Raw genomic sequence first — 13112 nt, 5'->3', positions numbered from 1 at the left:
GCCACAGATGGGATGGCCGGCGGCGGGGCCAGCGCGGACGCAAAGCGAACGCCGGGAACTGCTCCGGTGTGTCTCACCTTGGCACACCTTGTACTACGTTCGGGAATCCGATCGCACGAGAGCGCCCCGGGGCTGCCGACGGGTGATGCGCCAGGAGAGCGCGTCGAGCTCAACGGTTGAATATCGGCGGGCGCCCGTGCAACGAAGTGGGACGGTGAGGGTACTCCTTATATCTCAATGGTATCACCCCGAGCCCATTTCGCGGGCCCACCTGCTCGCGGAGGCGCTGGCTGCGCGCGGGCACGAGGTGACATCGATCACCGCATTCCCGAGCTATCCGCACGGCCGCCTCTACCCGGGATACCGGCAGCGCCTCTGGGACGTGGAGCACGTGAGCGGAACCCGGGTGATACGGCTCCCGATCTACCTCGACCACAGCCGATCCCGCCTTCGACGGACGCTCAATTACGCGAGCTTCGGCGTCTCGACCGCGCTGCTCGGCCCGGCGCTCGCAGGGCGGGCGGACGTCGCTTGGGTCCACAATCCGCCGCCGAGCCTCGCGGTCGCGGCCTCCTGGCTCGCCGCGCTCCGCGGGATCCCGTGGGTGTATGAGGTCCAGGACCTGTGGCCCGAGACCGCGGCCGCGTCAGGCATGCTCGGCAACCCGTACGTGTTCGCCGGCATCGATCGGGTGAACCGCGCCCTGTACCGGAGAGCCGCGTCGCTCATCGTGATCAGCCCTGGCCTCGCGCGCGCGCTCACGCGCAAAGGCGTCCCGGCCGACAAGGTGCACCTCATCCCGAACTGGGCGGACGACCGCATCTATCAGCCGGTGGAGCCCGATCCGCAGCTCGCCGCGGAGCACGGGCTGACAGGGCGGTTCGTGGTCCTGTTCGCGGGCAACATGGGCGCCGCCCAGGCGCTCTTCAGCGTGCTCGACGCGGCGGCGCTGGTGCGGGACCTCGACGACGTGCGGTTCGTCATGGTCGGGGACGGGATCGACGCGCCACGGCTCCGGCGCGAGGCGGAGGCGCGCGCCCTCTCGAACATCGTCTTCATCGGCCAGCAGCCTCACGAGCGCATGCCTCGATTCTTCGCGCTCGCCGACGTGCTGCTCTCGCACCTGAAGCGGGATCCGTGCTTCGAGCTCACGATCCCTTCGAAGATCCCGGCCTACATGGCCGCGGGCCGGCCGGTGCTCGTCGCCGCGAGCGGGGATCCGGCGGATCTGGTCCGGGACAGCGGGGCGGGCCTCGCCTGCGAGCCCCAGGATCCGGCGGCGCTCGCGGCCGCGGTGCGGCGGCTGCGCGACATGACGCCCGAGGCGCGGCGCGCGATGGGGGAGGCCGGCCGCCGCCATTTCCTTCGCTGGTTCACGCGCGACGCGCTGGTGACTCGCTACGAGGAGGTCTTCGCGCGCGCGGCGACCTGAGCGCGTGACGAACGCGCCGGCGCACGAATGCGCCGGCGCGCGGCTGGAGAACGGGAGGACGCAACGCGCGGGCGCACGAACGCGCCGGCGCGCGGCTGGGGAACGGGAGGACGCAACGCGCCGGCGCGTTGTGGAGAGGAGGATTCCATGCGCGAAATGACAGAAGAGATGGCGAGCATCCGGCAGAATTACAAGGGCAGGCGGGTCGTCGTGACCGGGGGCGCCGGCGCGATCGGCAGCTCCCTCACCGCGGCCTTGGCCGACGCGGGCGCGGAGGTCATCGTCGTGGACGATCTCTCCTCCTCGTACCGCTGGTCCATTCCGGCGCGGAGCAACGTGCGCTTCGTGGAGGGGAGCGTCGTCGACGACGACCTGCTCGCGGAGGTCTTCCGGGACGAGACATCCCACGTCTTCCACCTCGCCGCGCTGTTCGCGAACCAGAACTCGGTGGACAACCCCGAGCGGGATCTCGAGGTCAACGGCCTCGGCACCCTGCGGGTGCTGCGCCACGCGCGGCGGCGCGGGGTCCATCGCGTCGTCTTCGCTTCGTCCGGCTGCGCCGCCTACGGCAGCGATCCGCCGCGGCCCGTCCCGGAGGACTACACCTCGCTGGACGTGCATACGCCGTATCAGGCCACCAAGCTGCTCGGCGAGCTCTATTGCAATTACTTCACCGGGCAGGAAGGGCTGAGCACCGTTCGGGTCCGCCTCTTCAACTCGTACGGTCCGGGCGAGGTCCCTGGCCGCTACCGCAACGTGATCCCCAATTTCGTCTACTGGGCGCTCCGGGGCGAGCCTCTGCCGATCACCGGCACGGGAGAAGAGACCCGCTCGTTCACGTACGTGGGCGACATCGTCGATGGGCTGCTCCGGGCTGGCACCACGGCGGGCGCCTCGGGCGAGGCGCTCAACCTGGCGTCCGGCAACGAGACCGCCATCCTCGACCTCGCGCGCGCCATCAACGAGATGACCGACAATCGCGCCGGCGTCCGGTTCGTCGAGCGGCGCGCGTGGGACACGCAGCGCCGTCGCGGCGCGTCCATCGAGAAGGCCAAGCGCGTCCTCGGCTTCGAGGCGCGGATGGACCTGCACGAGGGGCTCGCGACCACCGTGGCGTGGTTCCGCGAGCACTGGGACCACATCGCCGCCGAGGCGCGCTTCTAGCCCATGCGCGTCGCGCTCTGGGGCCCCCTCCCGCCGCCCGCCGGCGGGCTCACGCGGTGGATGCGGACCTATCTCGACGCGGCGCCGGCGGCGGGGATCGAGGCGGAGGTCATCGACACCTCGCCCCACAGCGCCGCCGTCGACGCAGAGAGCAGGTTTCGCCCGGCGCGCGTGGTCCGCGCCGGCGAATCGCTGTCCGAGCTCCACCGGCTGCTCGCGCGGCGGCGGCCGGACGTCGTTCACCTGTGCACCACGCTGTTCTGGGCCACCGCCCGCGACGGCCTCGCGGTGGAGCTGTGCCGTCGCGCGGGCGTGCCGGCGGTGCTCCACCTGCATTTCTCGACGCAGATCATCGACTGGCTGCGCGCCCTTCCGTGGCCCACCTTGCAGGCGGTGCGCGCGGTGCTCGGCCGCGCCGCCGCCGTCGTCGCCCTCGCCGAGGAGCTGCAGCAGTACGTGCAGGGCCTGGTTCCGGGCGGCCGCGTCGTCCACGTCCCGAACCCGGTCGACACCGAGGTCTTCCACCCCGCCGCCGCGCCGCGCGCGCCGCGCTCGCCCGGGGCGCCGCTGCGGGTGCTCTTCGCGGGCCTGATCACCCCGCACAAGGGGGTCCTCGAGCTCGCGCGGGCGGTGCTGGCCGTCGATGGGCTGACCCTCGCGCTCGCGGGGCCCCGGGCCGCCGGGTGCCCCGCGGAGTACGCCCGGCGCCTGGACGAGGCGCTCGGGGCGCTCGCGCGGCAGGGCCGCCTGGACCTGCTCGGCGAGGTGCCGGCGGCCGCGATGCCCGAGGCGTACCGCGGCGCGGACATCGCCTGTTTCCCGAGCCACGCCGAGGGGCTGCCCAACGTGGTGCTCGAGGCCATGGCGAGCGGCCTGCCCTGCGTCGTCACGCCGGTCGGCGCCATTCCCGAGGTCATCGAGGGCGAAGGGGGCCGCGTGGCCCTCTCGGTGGCCCCGAGGGACGAGGCGGCGCTGCGGGACGCGCTTCGCGCCCTGCGCGACGACCCTTCGCGCAGGGCGCAGCTCGGCGCGGCCGCGCGCCGGCGCGCCGAGCGCCGTTACGCGACCCGGACGATCATGGGAGAGTACGCCGCGCTCTATGCGCAGCTCACCTCGGCCGCGCGGTGAGCTGCTCCGCGATGTCGCGCTCGTCGGGGGCACCCTCGCCGAGCGCGTGACCGGAGCTCACCGCGCCGCGCGCGCCGCCATCCGCTCGACCACCTCGTCGGGATCGGCCGCCAGCTGCGCCGCGAGCGCGCGGGCCGCGTCGGGCGAGGCCCAGGCGACCCCCTGGATGGCCCCGAGCCGCGCGCGCCTCGGCAGGCGCGGATCTGCGGCGAGGGCCTGCAGCGCCGCGGCCACACGCGCCGCGGGCGCAGATGCCGCGGCAGCGCGGCCGGCCGCGGCGAGGGCGCGCGCCCTGACGTGCGCCGGTGCCCCTGGATCGCGGCCGACCGCGAGCAGCCGATCGGCGCCGGCGCCGCCGGCCGCGCGGAGCCACCCGAAGAAGCCCGTGCCCAGGGCCGCGCTGTGGCCGCAGAAATGCCCCGCGAGCAAGGTCGCGGCGCGCGGCGGGAGCGAGGCCGCCCAGGCGCGGCGGTCGGGCGCCCCAGCCCGGGCGGACCCGCCCGGGGCCGGCGGCGCCACGGGCGCCTCGCTCGCCGACGCACCCGGATCGGCCGGCAGCGGAGACGCCGCGCCGCCGCCGTCCTCGACGACGCCCCGGTACAACGCGCTCGCCTGCACGATCCGCGTCTGCTGCGGCGTGATCGTGCTCGAGAAGTCGCCCCCCGTCGGAAACATGAGGTTGTCGTAATCGGGGCAGCGCTCGTACGGCAGGCCCATGTCCTCGCACTCCGCGGTGTCGTCCAGCGGATCCGCGTAGCCGGCCTCCATCTCGGTGGTGTGGAACAACCCCGCGAAATGGCCGAGCTCGTGGCGCAGGATGACGGCGTCGGCCTCGAGGTCCCCGAAGAGCGCGACGACGATGCCGCTGAGGTGCGTCCCGTGCTCCACCGCGACCGAGGGCGCGGAGGGCGTCGCGCCGGCCGCCATCTCGAGCCGCCCGGTGAAATCTGCCACCGCGATCACGTTGAGCGCCGGCCTGCCGGCGGCGCCCGCCGTCTGCTCGAGCACGCTGGGGAGGAGCTCCTCGTCGATGACCGCCCACTCCGACCCGAGGTGATGGACGTTGATGTCGCCCACGTCGAGCCCCACGAACCCGCTGTACGCAGAGCGCAGCGCGCGCCGCATGTAGTCCTCGGAGACCGCGTTTCCGGCGATGAAGGCGTTGACGTCGATCTTCCCGCCGTGAAAGCGCCCGTCGAGCGTCTGGCGGCGCCACACCGAGAGGCGCGCCGGCCCCGCCAGCATGCCGGTGGTGCCGCCGCCGACCGTGATCCAGTACGTGCCTGGCACAAGTGGCACGGAGGCCGCTGTGCCAGTCTGCGGTACGGCGGCCGTGCCAATGCCATGATTGAAGAAGTGGGCCAGGGTGCCGGGAATCGAGTAGCTCGACACCAACGCTCTGCCGTCGGGCCCGGTGATGCTCTCGATCCCGACCGGATCCCAGCTCGGCGACGAGGTCACGAGCTGAGCGACGGCCGTGATGCCGAGGGTGCCTGGCGGGACGTGCACCGGGACGCTCTTTCCGGCGGTGACGTCGGCGAACTCTTCCTTCACGAGGGGCGGAATTGGCGGCGCGCCGCCCTCGCCGATCTCGCCGCCTTGACCGCCGCCCGAGGAGCCTGGCGTGGCAGAGCTCGTGGTCGCGCCGGAGCCGCCGGTGCCGTCGGTCGGCTCGAACCCGTCGACCACCACCTTGCCGCCGCAGGCGCCTGCGGCGAGCGCGGCGAGCGCCCCCGCGGCGAGCAGCCCCCCACGGCGCGCCCGCGTCGCCCCGCGCTCGCCGTCCGGCGTCCCGCGGGACGGACCTGTGGCGCTCGATGCGGGTGCAGGCGACTCTGTCATAAGCATGCTCCTTACCGCGGATGAGGCCGTCCCTCAGCGCGCGCGCAGTATGCTCGGGTCCTGGCGCGATGTCACGCGCCGCGCACCCTTGTGACCGTCCCGCAACGCAAATGGCGGGAGTGGCGGTCATTCCACCTGCTTGACGCGCATTATCACCCGACCTGGGGAGGCGTCCGTCGCGCCCTCGAAGCGCTCGATGACGGCCACGTAGCGCGACTGGCCGTCTGCGCTCTGGACGAGCCACGCGGCGTCCTTCGCCGGCGCGGGCGGGCTCGCCCCGCGATCGAGCCAGCGCCCCGTGAAGGCCGTGGCGATGTGGTCGCCGCGGTACGCGACGGCGGGATCGGTGAGGGCGGCGTGGTCGGCCGCGTCGAACCGTGCTTTCTCCGAGGCGGCGGTCCGCTCCTTGACCTCGGCGAGCGACTCGGAGCTCGCCTCCTGCTCCTGGAGATCGGCGCCGCGCGCGGTCCCTGGGCCGCCGAGCTCGCCGTTGACGCTGATCTGCGACCTGCGGAAGCAGACGTGCCACGCCGTCGACGCGCGCGCCTCTTCCGGCGTGAGCATCAGCTGCTCGCCGCTCGCGAGGTCGAGACAGGCGCTCGGCGCGGTCTCGGGCATGTCGATGCCGCCGGCGGTCGCGTCGACATCCTCGATGTCGACCGTCGGGCCGGAGCCGTCGGGGAGCACCTCGGCATAGCGGAGCTGGTAGAGCCCCGTGACCGGCGCTCCGTCGATCTCGCCGTAGAAGGAGAGGATCTGGAGCTTCCAGTACCGCCCTTCGTGCTCGATCGCGTGGATGTGATAGCGGCTGAAGGCGACGTGCGTCTCGCCGTCGTAGGCGTACCACCCTGTGAAGGCGCCGCCGGCCTCGTCCTGGAGCAGGAAGGGCGTGTTTGGCAGCTGGCCTGCCGTGTAGTCCTCCAGGGTGAGCGGCAGCGCCCCGCCTTCGCCCGGGCCGCTGAGGCCGCTGTTGGTGAATACGTCGTACCCCGAGAACGCGAGATCCCAGTCGGTGGACACCGCGGGATCGCCGGAGGGGACGACGACCTCCGGCGTGGCGAGGCGAAGGAAGACGCTGCCTGCGGCCGGCACCTCGACCTCGAGGAGCGCGCCGTCCTCGGTCTGCGCGCCGCCTCCCACGTCGTCGCCGCACGCCGGGGTGAGCAGGAGAAGGGCTGTTGCGACGGACCATCGTGTCATGAGTCCTCCCACGGTAGCTCGGCGACGACGCCGAGGTAGACGGTGCGCCCCTCGAGGGGCCGGTGATCGTTGCGGCGGTTGGGGTCCTTCTGCGCGCCCAGCAGGTTCCTGACGCCGACGTAGGCCTGCGACGAGGGCCAGAGCGGCCGCGCGAGCCGCGCGTCGAGGGTGGTGAAGCCGGGCGCGCGGCGGGTCATGCCGTGTTCGTCCACCTCGATGAACGCGCTGGAGATCGTCCGCAGCCGGGCGACGAGCTCGATCTGGAGGGGCAGGTCGGCGCGGAGCGCCGCCTGCGCGGTGTGCGGCGGCTTGCCGGAGAGCGGCTGCGGGCGATCGTCCGTGTCGTCGCGCGTCCAGAGGTAGGCGTAGCCGGCCTCGGCGCGGAGCCACGACGCCGCCTGGAACGTCGCCGAGAGCTCGACGCCCGCGGTCCGCGCCTTGGCGACGTTCATGTAGGTATACGTGTCGACGCCGCCGGAGGTGTCGATGGGTTTCGGGTCGAAGTCGATCAGGTCGTCGACCCAGTTCGCGAAGGCGCCGGCGCGCACCGTCAGGCCTTCTCTGGGGATCCACGTGACATCGCCGTTCGCGCCCCAGGACGTCTCCGGGGCGAGCTCCGGATTGCCCTCGAGGATGTAGCCGAGGCCCGAGTGATCGAACGAGAAGCCGAGCTCTTTGGCGCTGGGCGCGCGGAACCCGCGGCCGCCGGAGATGCGCAGCGTGAGCGACGGCGCGGGCCGGTAGGCGAGGGCGAGGCGCGGGGCGAGGACGGCGCCGTAACGCGGCCAGTACTCGCCGCGGACGCCGGGCATGACGGTGAGGCTGTCGGTGAGCTTCCACGCGAGCTGGCCGTAGACGGCGGCGCTGCCGAGCTCGGTGTCGGGCACCTCGTCGGCGGTGCTCTCGAAGATGCCCGACGTGGAGACGTCGGTGCGCCGGCGCTCCTGTGTGAGCGACTCGACCTCGGCGCGCGCGCCGGCGACCCAGGTGAGCCGTCCCTGGGCGATGGTGGCGATGGCCTCGTAGCTCTGCAGGGAGCCTGTGCGCTCGCGCAGCTCCGACTGGGGGGAGCCGCGCAGGTTGCGCTCGCTCGTCCGGTAGGCCCACTGCCGGCCGGCGGCGAGGCGCAGGCTGGAGCCTCCGCCGAGATCGAGCGTCTCGGTGAGGTGCAGGGTGAAGCGGTCGGTCACCTCGGGGACGTCGATGAGATAGACGCCGAGGCCTGGCAGCGGTGGCGGCTGCTCGATGCCGTCCTGCTCGTCGTGGATCCACCGCGCGCGGAGGCGCACGTCGATGCCGCGGCCGAGCGCGGCGCCGGCGCGCAGGCCGACGAGGTGCTGCGCGCGTCCGGGCAGGGCGGTGGCGGCGCTGTCCTCGAGGAGGGTGAGGCTGTCTTCCCGCTGGAACGAGGCGTCGGCGCTGGCCCAGGCGCGCTCGCCGCGGTAGGCGCCGGAGGCCTGGGCGAGCAGCCCGGCGCGGCTGCGTCCCTCGACGCGGCCGCGGCCGCTGAAGCCCGGGCGGGCCGGGGGGGCGGAGAGGACGTTGACGACGCCGCCGATGGCGCTCGCGCCGTAGAGCGAGCTCGTCGGTCCGGTGACGAGCTCGATGCGGGAGACGTCGCTGAGCGGGAGGGAGGAGAGGTCGATGGCGCCGCCGCTGTCGCCGATGACGCGCTCGCCGTCCTCGAGGACGAGGACGCGGTCGAGGTCGAAGCCCTGGATCTGGATGGCGCTCGGGTTGCCGAGGGCGCCGTAGGCGCTCGGGTTGACCTGGACGCCGAGCTCGCCGTCGAGCGCCTCGCCGACGTTTGTGGCGCCGCGGCGCTCGGCCTCCTCGCGGCTGACGACGCGCGTGCGCACGGTGGCGCGCTGGCTGCTCTCGGGGGTGCGGGTGCCGGTGACGACGACCTCGAGGGGGGGCGCGGCGGGGGCAGGAGGGGGAGGCGAGGGCGGCGCAGGCGGCTGAGCGGCGGGCGCCGGCCGCGTGGCGGGCGCGGGCTGGGGCTGCGCGGCGGGCGCGGGCTGGGGCTGCGCGGCAGGCGCGGGCTGGGGCTGCGCGGGCGGCTGCGCCTGGGGCTGCGCGGCGGGCGCCGGTCGGGGAGGCTGCGCCGGTGGCGCGAGCTGCGCGCGCGCCGGGCGCGAAGGGGCGGCCGAGAGGAGCGCCGGACCGAGGCAGAAGGCGAGCTGCGCGGCGCGCGTCAGGCGCCGGCGGCGGTGCACGGTCCTCCCGGGGACATCGAAACGGCAGGCTCGAGGCGCAGCAGCGAAAGCATGGGGGAGAGCTCTGCCAGTGTGGCGCAAGGTGGGTTGCGCGGTGCGTATGGTCGCCCGATTCAGCGTGGCCGTCCAGCGGTTCGGGCGCGGGAGGTCGCGTCGCGGAAGGCGCGGGGGCGCGGCGGTCAGGCCGCGGCGCGTGGCGCAAGTGCAGGGCAGGGCCGCGCGCCGGCAGGGCGAGGCCCCGCGCCGGGAGGGAGGTCCGTGCTGGACGAGCGACTGCGCCGAGCTCACCGGCGCCCGGTTGGCCCCTTGCGGTGCGCCTCGACGGCTCCAGGTGGTCTGGAGAAGCCGGAACAGCCCGAGGAGGTGCGCATGAAGCCGAACGAGAAGGGATCGGAGGAACGAGGGGCCGAAACGTCCAGCAGCGCCGCCGACGCGCCCGCGCGCGACCAGAAGGCCGGGAGCGGACAGCACAGGCACGTCCCGGGGGATCCGGTGGAGGGCCACGAGGCCACGGCGGACAAGGAGCCGGAACAGAAGGTCGACGAGACCGTGGAGGACTCGTTCCCCGCGAGCGATGCTCCCGCGTGGACGCCGGCTCAGTCCGGCTGAGCCCACGCCAGCGGCAGCGAGGCCGCCGGGACCGGCGCCTGCCCCCGCGAAGCCCGCCGCGACGAGCCGCCGAGCGGCCGGTTCGCGCCGCGGGCTTCGCGGGGGCGGGGCCGGACGGAACGGGCGACGCGAGTTGGGCTTGCATTGCTCGACGACGGACGGTAGGTTCCCGCGCCGCATCGCCGGTCCCCATCGTCTAGCCCGGCCCAGGACTCAGCCCTTTCAAGGCTGCTACGCGGGTTCGAATCCCGCTGGGGACGCTGCCTGTACTGCACGCGCCTCGTTGCCCTCGACGGCGACGACGGCTTCCAGGGCGACGACGCCCTCGATCCGGTAGCGCTTGCCCTCCGGGGTCTCGATGGGCGTGAACCGCAGCGGGCCTCCGAGGATCGTCTCGAGCGCCTTCCGGGCTTCCTCGGGGCTCCGCGCCAGCATCGCGACGCGGCCGCCGGGGCGCGCAGGGCGCGTCGAGGGCGGCGCAGCCGCCGAGCCCTGCGAGGGAACCCTTGACCGTCCGAGCACCCCGGCACGCTCAGGACGCGATGGGCCGACCATCACGCCCGTGATCGAGGCCCGCTCACCTCGCGATGGCCATCCGCCAGGCCGAGCGAGAGAGCATCAACCAGCTTGATTCTCAACAAGCGATGTACGCCAAGCATGCCAGCGAGCGGGTGCCTACTTCGCCTTCGTTGGCTGAGACGACCCGGCGCGAGCACGCTTTGCTGACACGATCGAGAAGTGGAATCTCTTCGTGCCCCGTGCGCATCGCTCGCCTCGGGTGGAACCTCCGCACCTGGCTCGCGCAGCTGCAGCAGCCTGCCGAGGTCGTGCGCTGGGAATGGAAGCGCTTCCGACGAGCCTTCGTCTTCCTTGCGGCCCTTACCACCGACGGCGGCGAGGGTTTCGCATCGGATGCAGCGCTCCCGACGAGCCTTCGTCTTCCTTGCGGCCCAGGCATTCATCGGGCGCGTCAGGTCTGGCCCCGCTTCGCTGGCTCGCTGCGCTTCGTGCATACGCTCTTCGCCGCTCTCCTCGGCTTGTCGTCACAGCGTTGACACCGCCCCGCAACGCACGCGTCGCATGCGTATCGCTTTCAAGCGCCGCTTGCAGCGGATACGTGTGTCCTCAGCCAGGGTAAAGAGCCTCCTCGAGCGGCGTTGGCCCGTTCCGCTCGTCCACGTCCCCCTCATTGCCGCTCGAAGCTCGCCGCAGCAGCACTGAAAATGTTGAGGCTGCCTACACGTGGTTGACTCGTAAGTAAAGAAAAGCTGAGGCTGCCTAAGTAAAGAAATGTTAGGGCGGCCTACACATGATTGACTTCGTGAGCAAAGGCGGGTCATTTCTTCTGAGCGGTGAAGAACCGGATCGAGGGCAAGTCGGCGGCGGAGGTCTCGCGCATGACGGGGCTTTCACCAAACAAGGTGGCCTCGCGCTTGCATGGGCACGCTGCGCGCTCCGTGAGGCGCGCGCTTCGTGAGGACTTGACTGCGCGAGAGCGCGCGCTAGAGCATCGACCAGATTGATTTCTTGGAAAGTCTGAGCGGTCCGATGGCCGATGGCCGATGGAAGGATCGACAGGTTCGCATGGCCATGATCTCGTCCGCACCAAGAGGTGCATGGATGGAACGATAGTCGCCGCCGGTGGAGCTGTCGTGGCAGGAGCAGTCGCTGATGAAGCCGTTGACACGCGTAAGGACACTGTTCGGCTTTCTCAGGCTGCACCGGCACGAGCTGTTCGACGAGGCATTCCAAGAGCAGCTCGAGAGCAAGCCTTGGGGGCAGCGAGCTCGGCGCCCCGACTCGTTCAGCAAGCGCCACTTCGAGGTTGACCTGCGCGCCAAGACGAACACGTGTCCGGCAGGACAGGTCGAAGTGTGCGAACCAGGCGACACGGTCGATATCGCGGCGCGGAAAGGGCACAGCGCGCGCTACCTCGACACCAGGAGAAACCTGTTCGCTGGCCGGCGAGCGCGATTGGTCGAGGCGCTCCTGGTCACGACGATATGACGGGCGGCGGACAGGGGGCCATCTGGATGCGCGTCGATTGTGTGTCGACCTGCCCCCACACGTGGAGCTCGTGAGAGGCCCCCGTTCAGGAAATACGCTCGGTGTACGGCTGGTCGCGCGCCGGCGGCGCCAAGGAGGAGTGATCGATGTTGTCAGCAGACATGTCCATGGTCGCCGGCCTCGCCAAGACAGCAGATGATTTGTACGAGTCCGTCAAGCGACGCGAGTCCAGCGCACGGACCTACGCGTCGTCGTTCGACACGGTGTTCGAGCGCGGGACGGGCATCCGCATGCGCGACCGGTCCGGGCGCGACTTCATCGATTGTCTGGCCTGCGCCGGCGCTCTGCCGCTCGGGCACAATCACCCGGAGATCCGAGAAGCACTCTTACACTTCATCGACTCGGATCACGTGCAGCAGGTCCTGGATCTGACCACGCCGGCCAAGTGCGAGTTCCTCGACGAGCTGTTCGGCCTCTTGCCGGACAAGTGGGCCGCCCGGGCGAAGGTCCAGTTCTGCAGTCCGAGCGGGTCCGATGCGGTCGAGGCGGCGATGAAGCTGACGCGCATCGCTACGGGTCGCCAGCCGATCATCGCCTTTCACGGCGCGTACCACGGTATGACCGGCGGCGCGCTGGCCGCGATGGGAAATCTCACCCCCAAGGCGGGGCTGCCCGGTGCGGCTGGCGGTATCCACTTCGCGCCGTATCCGTACCGGTACCGCTGCCCGTTCGGCACCGACGGGCGCGACACCGACCAGCTCTCGATCCACTACTTGCGAAATCTGTTGTGTGATCCGGAGAGCGGGATTCCCCGCCCAGCGGCGGTCATCGTCGAGGTCGTCCAAGGAGAGGGAGGGTGCATCCCGGTCTCGGACGACTGGCTACGCCAAGTGCGGCAGCTTACCCGCGAGCTCGAGATCCCGCTCGTCATCGACGAAGTGCAGACCGGATTCGCACGGACCGGGACCATGTTCGCATTCCAACGCGCGCGCATCGTGCCCGACGTGCTCATTCTGTCCAAAGCTGTCGGCGGTGGTTTCCCGCTGTCGGTCGTCGTGTACGACGAGGCTCTCGATCTGTGGTCCCGCGGCATGCACGCCGGAACGTTCCGCGGTAACCAGATCGCGATGGTGGCCGGAAAGGTCACGATGCAGATCTTGCGACGCGATCGGCTCGCCGAGCACGCGGCGGAGATGGGTGAGCTGCTCATGACGGGTCTGCGCCGGATCGCGAGCGATCACCCGGAGCTGGGAGACGTGCGCGGGCGCGGGTTGATGATCGGCGTCGAGGTCGTGGAGCCGTCGCCCGGCGCGCGCCGCGGACGGCAAGACGGAGTGCTGAGCGCGGCGATCAAGCGAGCGGCATTCGAGAACGGCTTGCTCGTGGAAACCGGGGGCCGGCGTGGCTCCGTGCTCCGGCTGCTCCCGCCGCTGATCGTGACGAGGTCCGATGTCGGCGAGATCCTCGACCGCCTCGAGGCGGCGGTCGTCCGCGCCAAGCGGCAGTGACGA

Annotated in this window: 11 protein-coding genes and 1 tRNA gene; 8 read left to right on the top strand and 4 right to left on the bottom strand. The window is 71.8% G+C overall.

The window, feature by feature from the left end; genetic code table 11:
* Positions 1-214: 214 nt before the first annotated feature.
* The 3 genes from WMF33_RS25065 (at position 215) to WMF33_RS25055 (ending at position 3724) form a co-directional block, all read left to right on the top strand.
* A complete protein-coding gene (locus WMF33_RS25065) occupies positions 215-1432 on the top strand; it encodes a glycosyltransferase family 4 protein (RefSeq protein ID WP_437322201.1) in 1218 nt (405 codons plus the stop codon).
* A gap of 147 nt (positions 1433-1579) precedes the next feature.
* Positions 1580-2596: an NAD-dependent epimerase/dehydratase family protein gene (locus tag WMF33_RS25060; RefSeq protein ID WP_437322200.1), complete on the top strand. Its 1017-nt coding sequence runs from the start codon at positions 1580-1582 to the stop codon at positions 2594-2596.
* Between the two features lie 3 nt (positions 2597-2599).
* Positions 2600-3724 carry a glycosyltransferase family 4 protein gene (locus WMF33_RS25055; protein WP_437322199.1) on the top strand — a complete coding sequence of 375 codons (1125 nt, stop codon included), beginning with the start codon at positions 2600-2602 and terminating at the stop codon, positions 3722-3724.
* A gap of 57 nt (positions 3725-3781) precedes the next feature.
* On the opposite strand, the gene WMF33_RS25050 is transcribed toward WMF33_RS25055, so the two are convergent.
* The 3 genes from WMF33_RS25050 to WMF33_RS25040 all read right to left on the bottom strand — a co-directional run bounded on the left by WMF33_RS25050 (position 3782) and on the right by WMF33_RS25040 (position 8985).
* Positions 3782-5566, bottom strand: a complete 1785-nt coding sequence (locus tag WMF33_RS25050) for a hypothetical protein (protein ID WP_437322198.1) — start codon at positions 5564-5566, stop codon at positions 3782-3784.
* 126 nt (positions 5567-5692) lie between these two features.
* Positions 5693-6766: an HmuY family protein gene (locus tag WMF33_RS25045; RefSeq protein WP_437322197.1), complete on the bottom strand. Its 1074-nt coding sequence runs from the start codon at positions 6764-6766 to the stop codon at positions 5693-5695.
* Positions 6763-8985, bottom strand: coding sequence for a TonB-dependent receptor plug domain-containing protein (locus tag WMF33_RS25040; RefSeq protein ID WP_437322196.1), 2223 nt, complete (start codon positions 8983-8985; stop codon positions 6763-6765). The genes WMF33_RS25045 and WMF33_RS25040 overlap by 4 nt, the downstream gene beginning before the upstream one ends.
* A gap of 369 nt (positions 8986-9354) precedes the next feature.
* Between WMF33_RS25040 and WMF33_RS25035 the strand changes: the two genes are divergently transcribed.
* On the top strand, positions 9355-9594 hold the full coding sequence (locus WMF33_RS25035; RefSeq protein WP_437322195.1) for a hypothetical protein: 240 nt from the start codon (positions 9355-9357) through the stop codon (positions 9592-9594).
* A gap of 185 nt (positions 9595-9779) precedes the next feature.
* Positions 9780-9854, top strand: a tRNA-Glu gene (locus WMF33_RS25030).
* Here WMF33_RS25030 and WMF33_RS25025 read toward each other — a convergent pair.
* Positions 9826-10029, bottom strand: a complete 204-nt coding sequence (locus tag WMF33_RS25025) for a hypothetical protein (protein WP_437322194.1) — start codon at positions 10027-10029, stop codon at positions 9826-9828. The two genes, WMF33_RS25030 and WMF33_RS25025, sit on opposite strands and share 29 nt — an antisense overlap.
* Before the next feature lie 152 nt (positions 10030-10181).
* Between WMF33_RS25025 and WMF33_RS25020 the strand changes: the two genes are divergently transcribed.
* The 3 genes from WMF33_RS25020 (at position 10182) to WMF33_RS25010 (ending at position 13109) form a co-directional block, all read left to right on the top strand.
* Positions 10182-10649 carry a hypothetical protein gene (locus WMF33_RS25020; protein ID WP_437339600.1) on the top strand — a complete coding sequence of 156 codons (468 nt, stop codon included), beginning with the start codon at positions 10182-10184 and terminating at the stop codon, positions 10647-10649.
* Positions 10650-11235: 586 nt separating this feature from the next.
* Entirely contained in the window at positions 11236-11601 is a 366-nt protein-coding gene (locus WMF33_RS25015; RefSeq protein ID WP_437339599.1) for a hypothetical protein, read from the top strand.
* A 167-nt stretch (positions 11602-11768) separates the two neighbouring features.
* On the top strand, positions 11769-13109 hold the full coding sequence (locus tag WMF33_RS25010) for a diaminobutyrate--2-oxoglutarate transaminase family protein (protein ID WP_437339514.1): 1341 nt from the start codon (positions 11769-11771) through the stop codon (positions 13107-13109).
* Positions 13110-13112: the final 3 nt, after the last annotated feature.

The sequence above is a fragment of the Sorangium sp. So ce394 genome, from assembly GCF_051474665.1.
Taxonomy (GTDB): domain Bacteria; phylum Myxococcota_A; class Polyangia; order Polyangiales; family Polyangiaceae; genus Sorangium; species Sorangium cellulosum_D.
The sequence above is the reverse complement of the archived record's forward strand: the minus strand, read 5'-3'. Positions and strand labels throughout refer to the sequence as shown.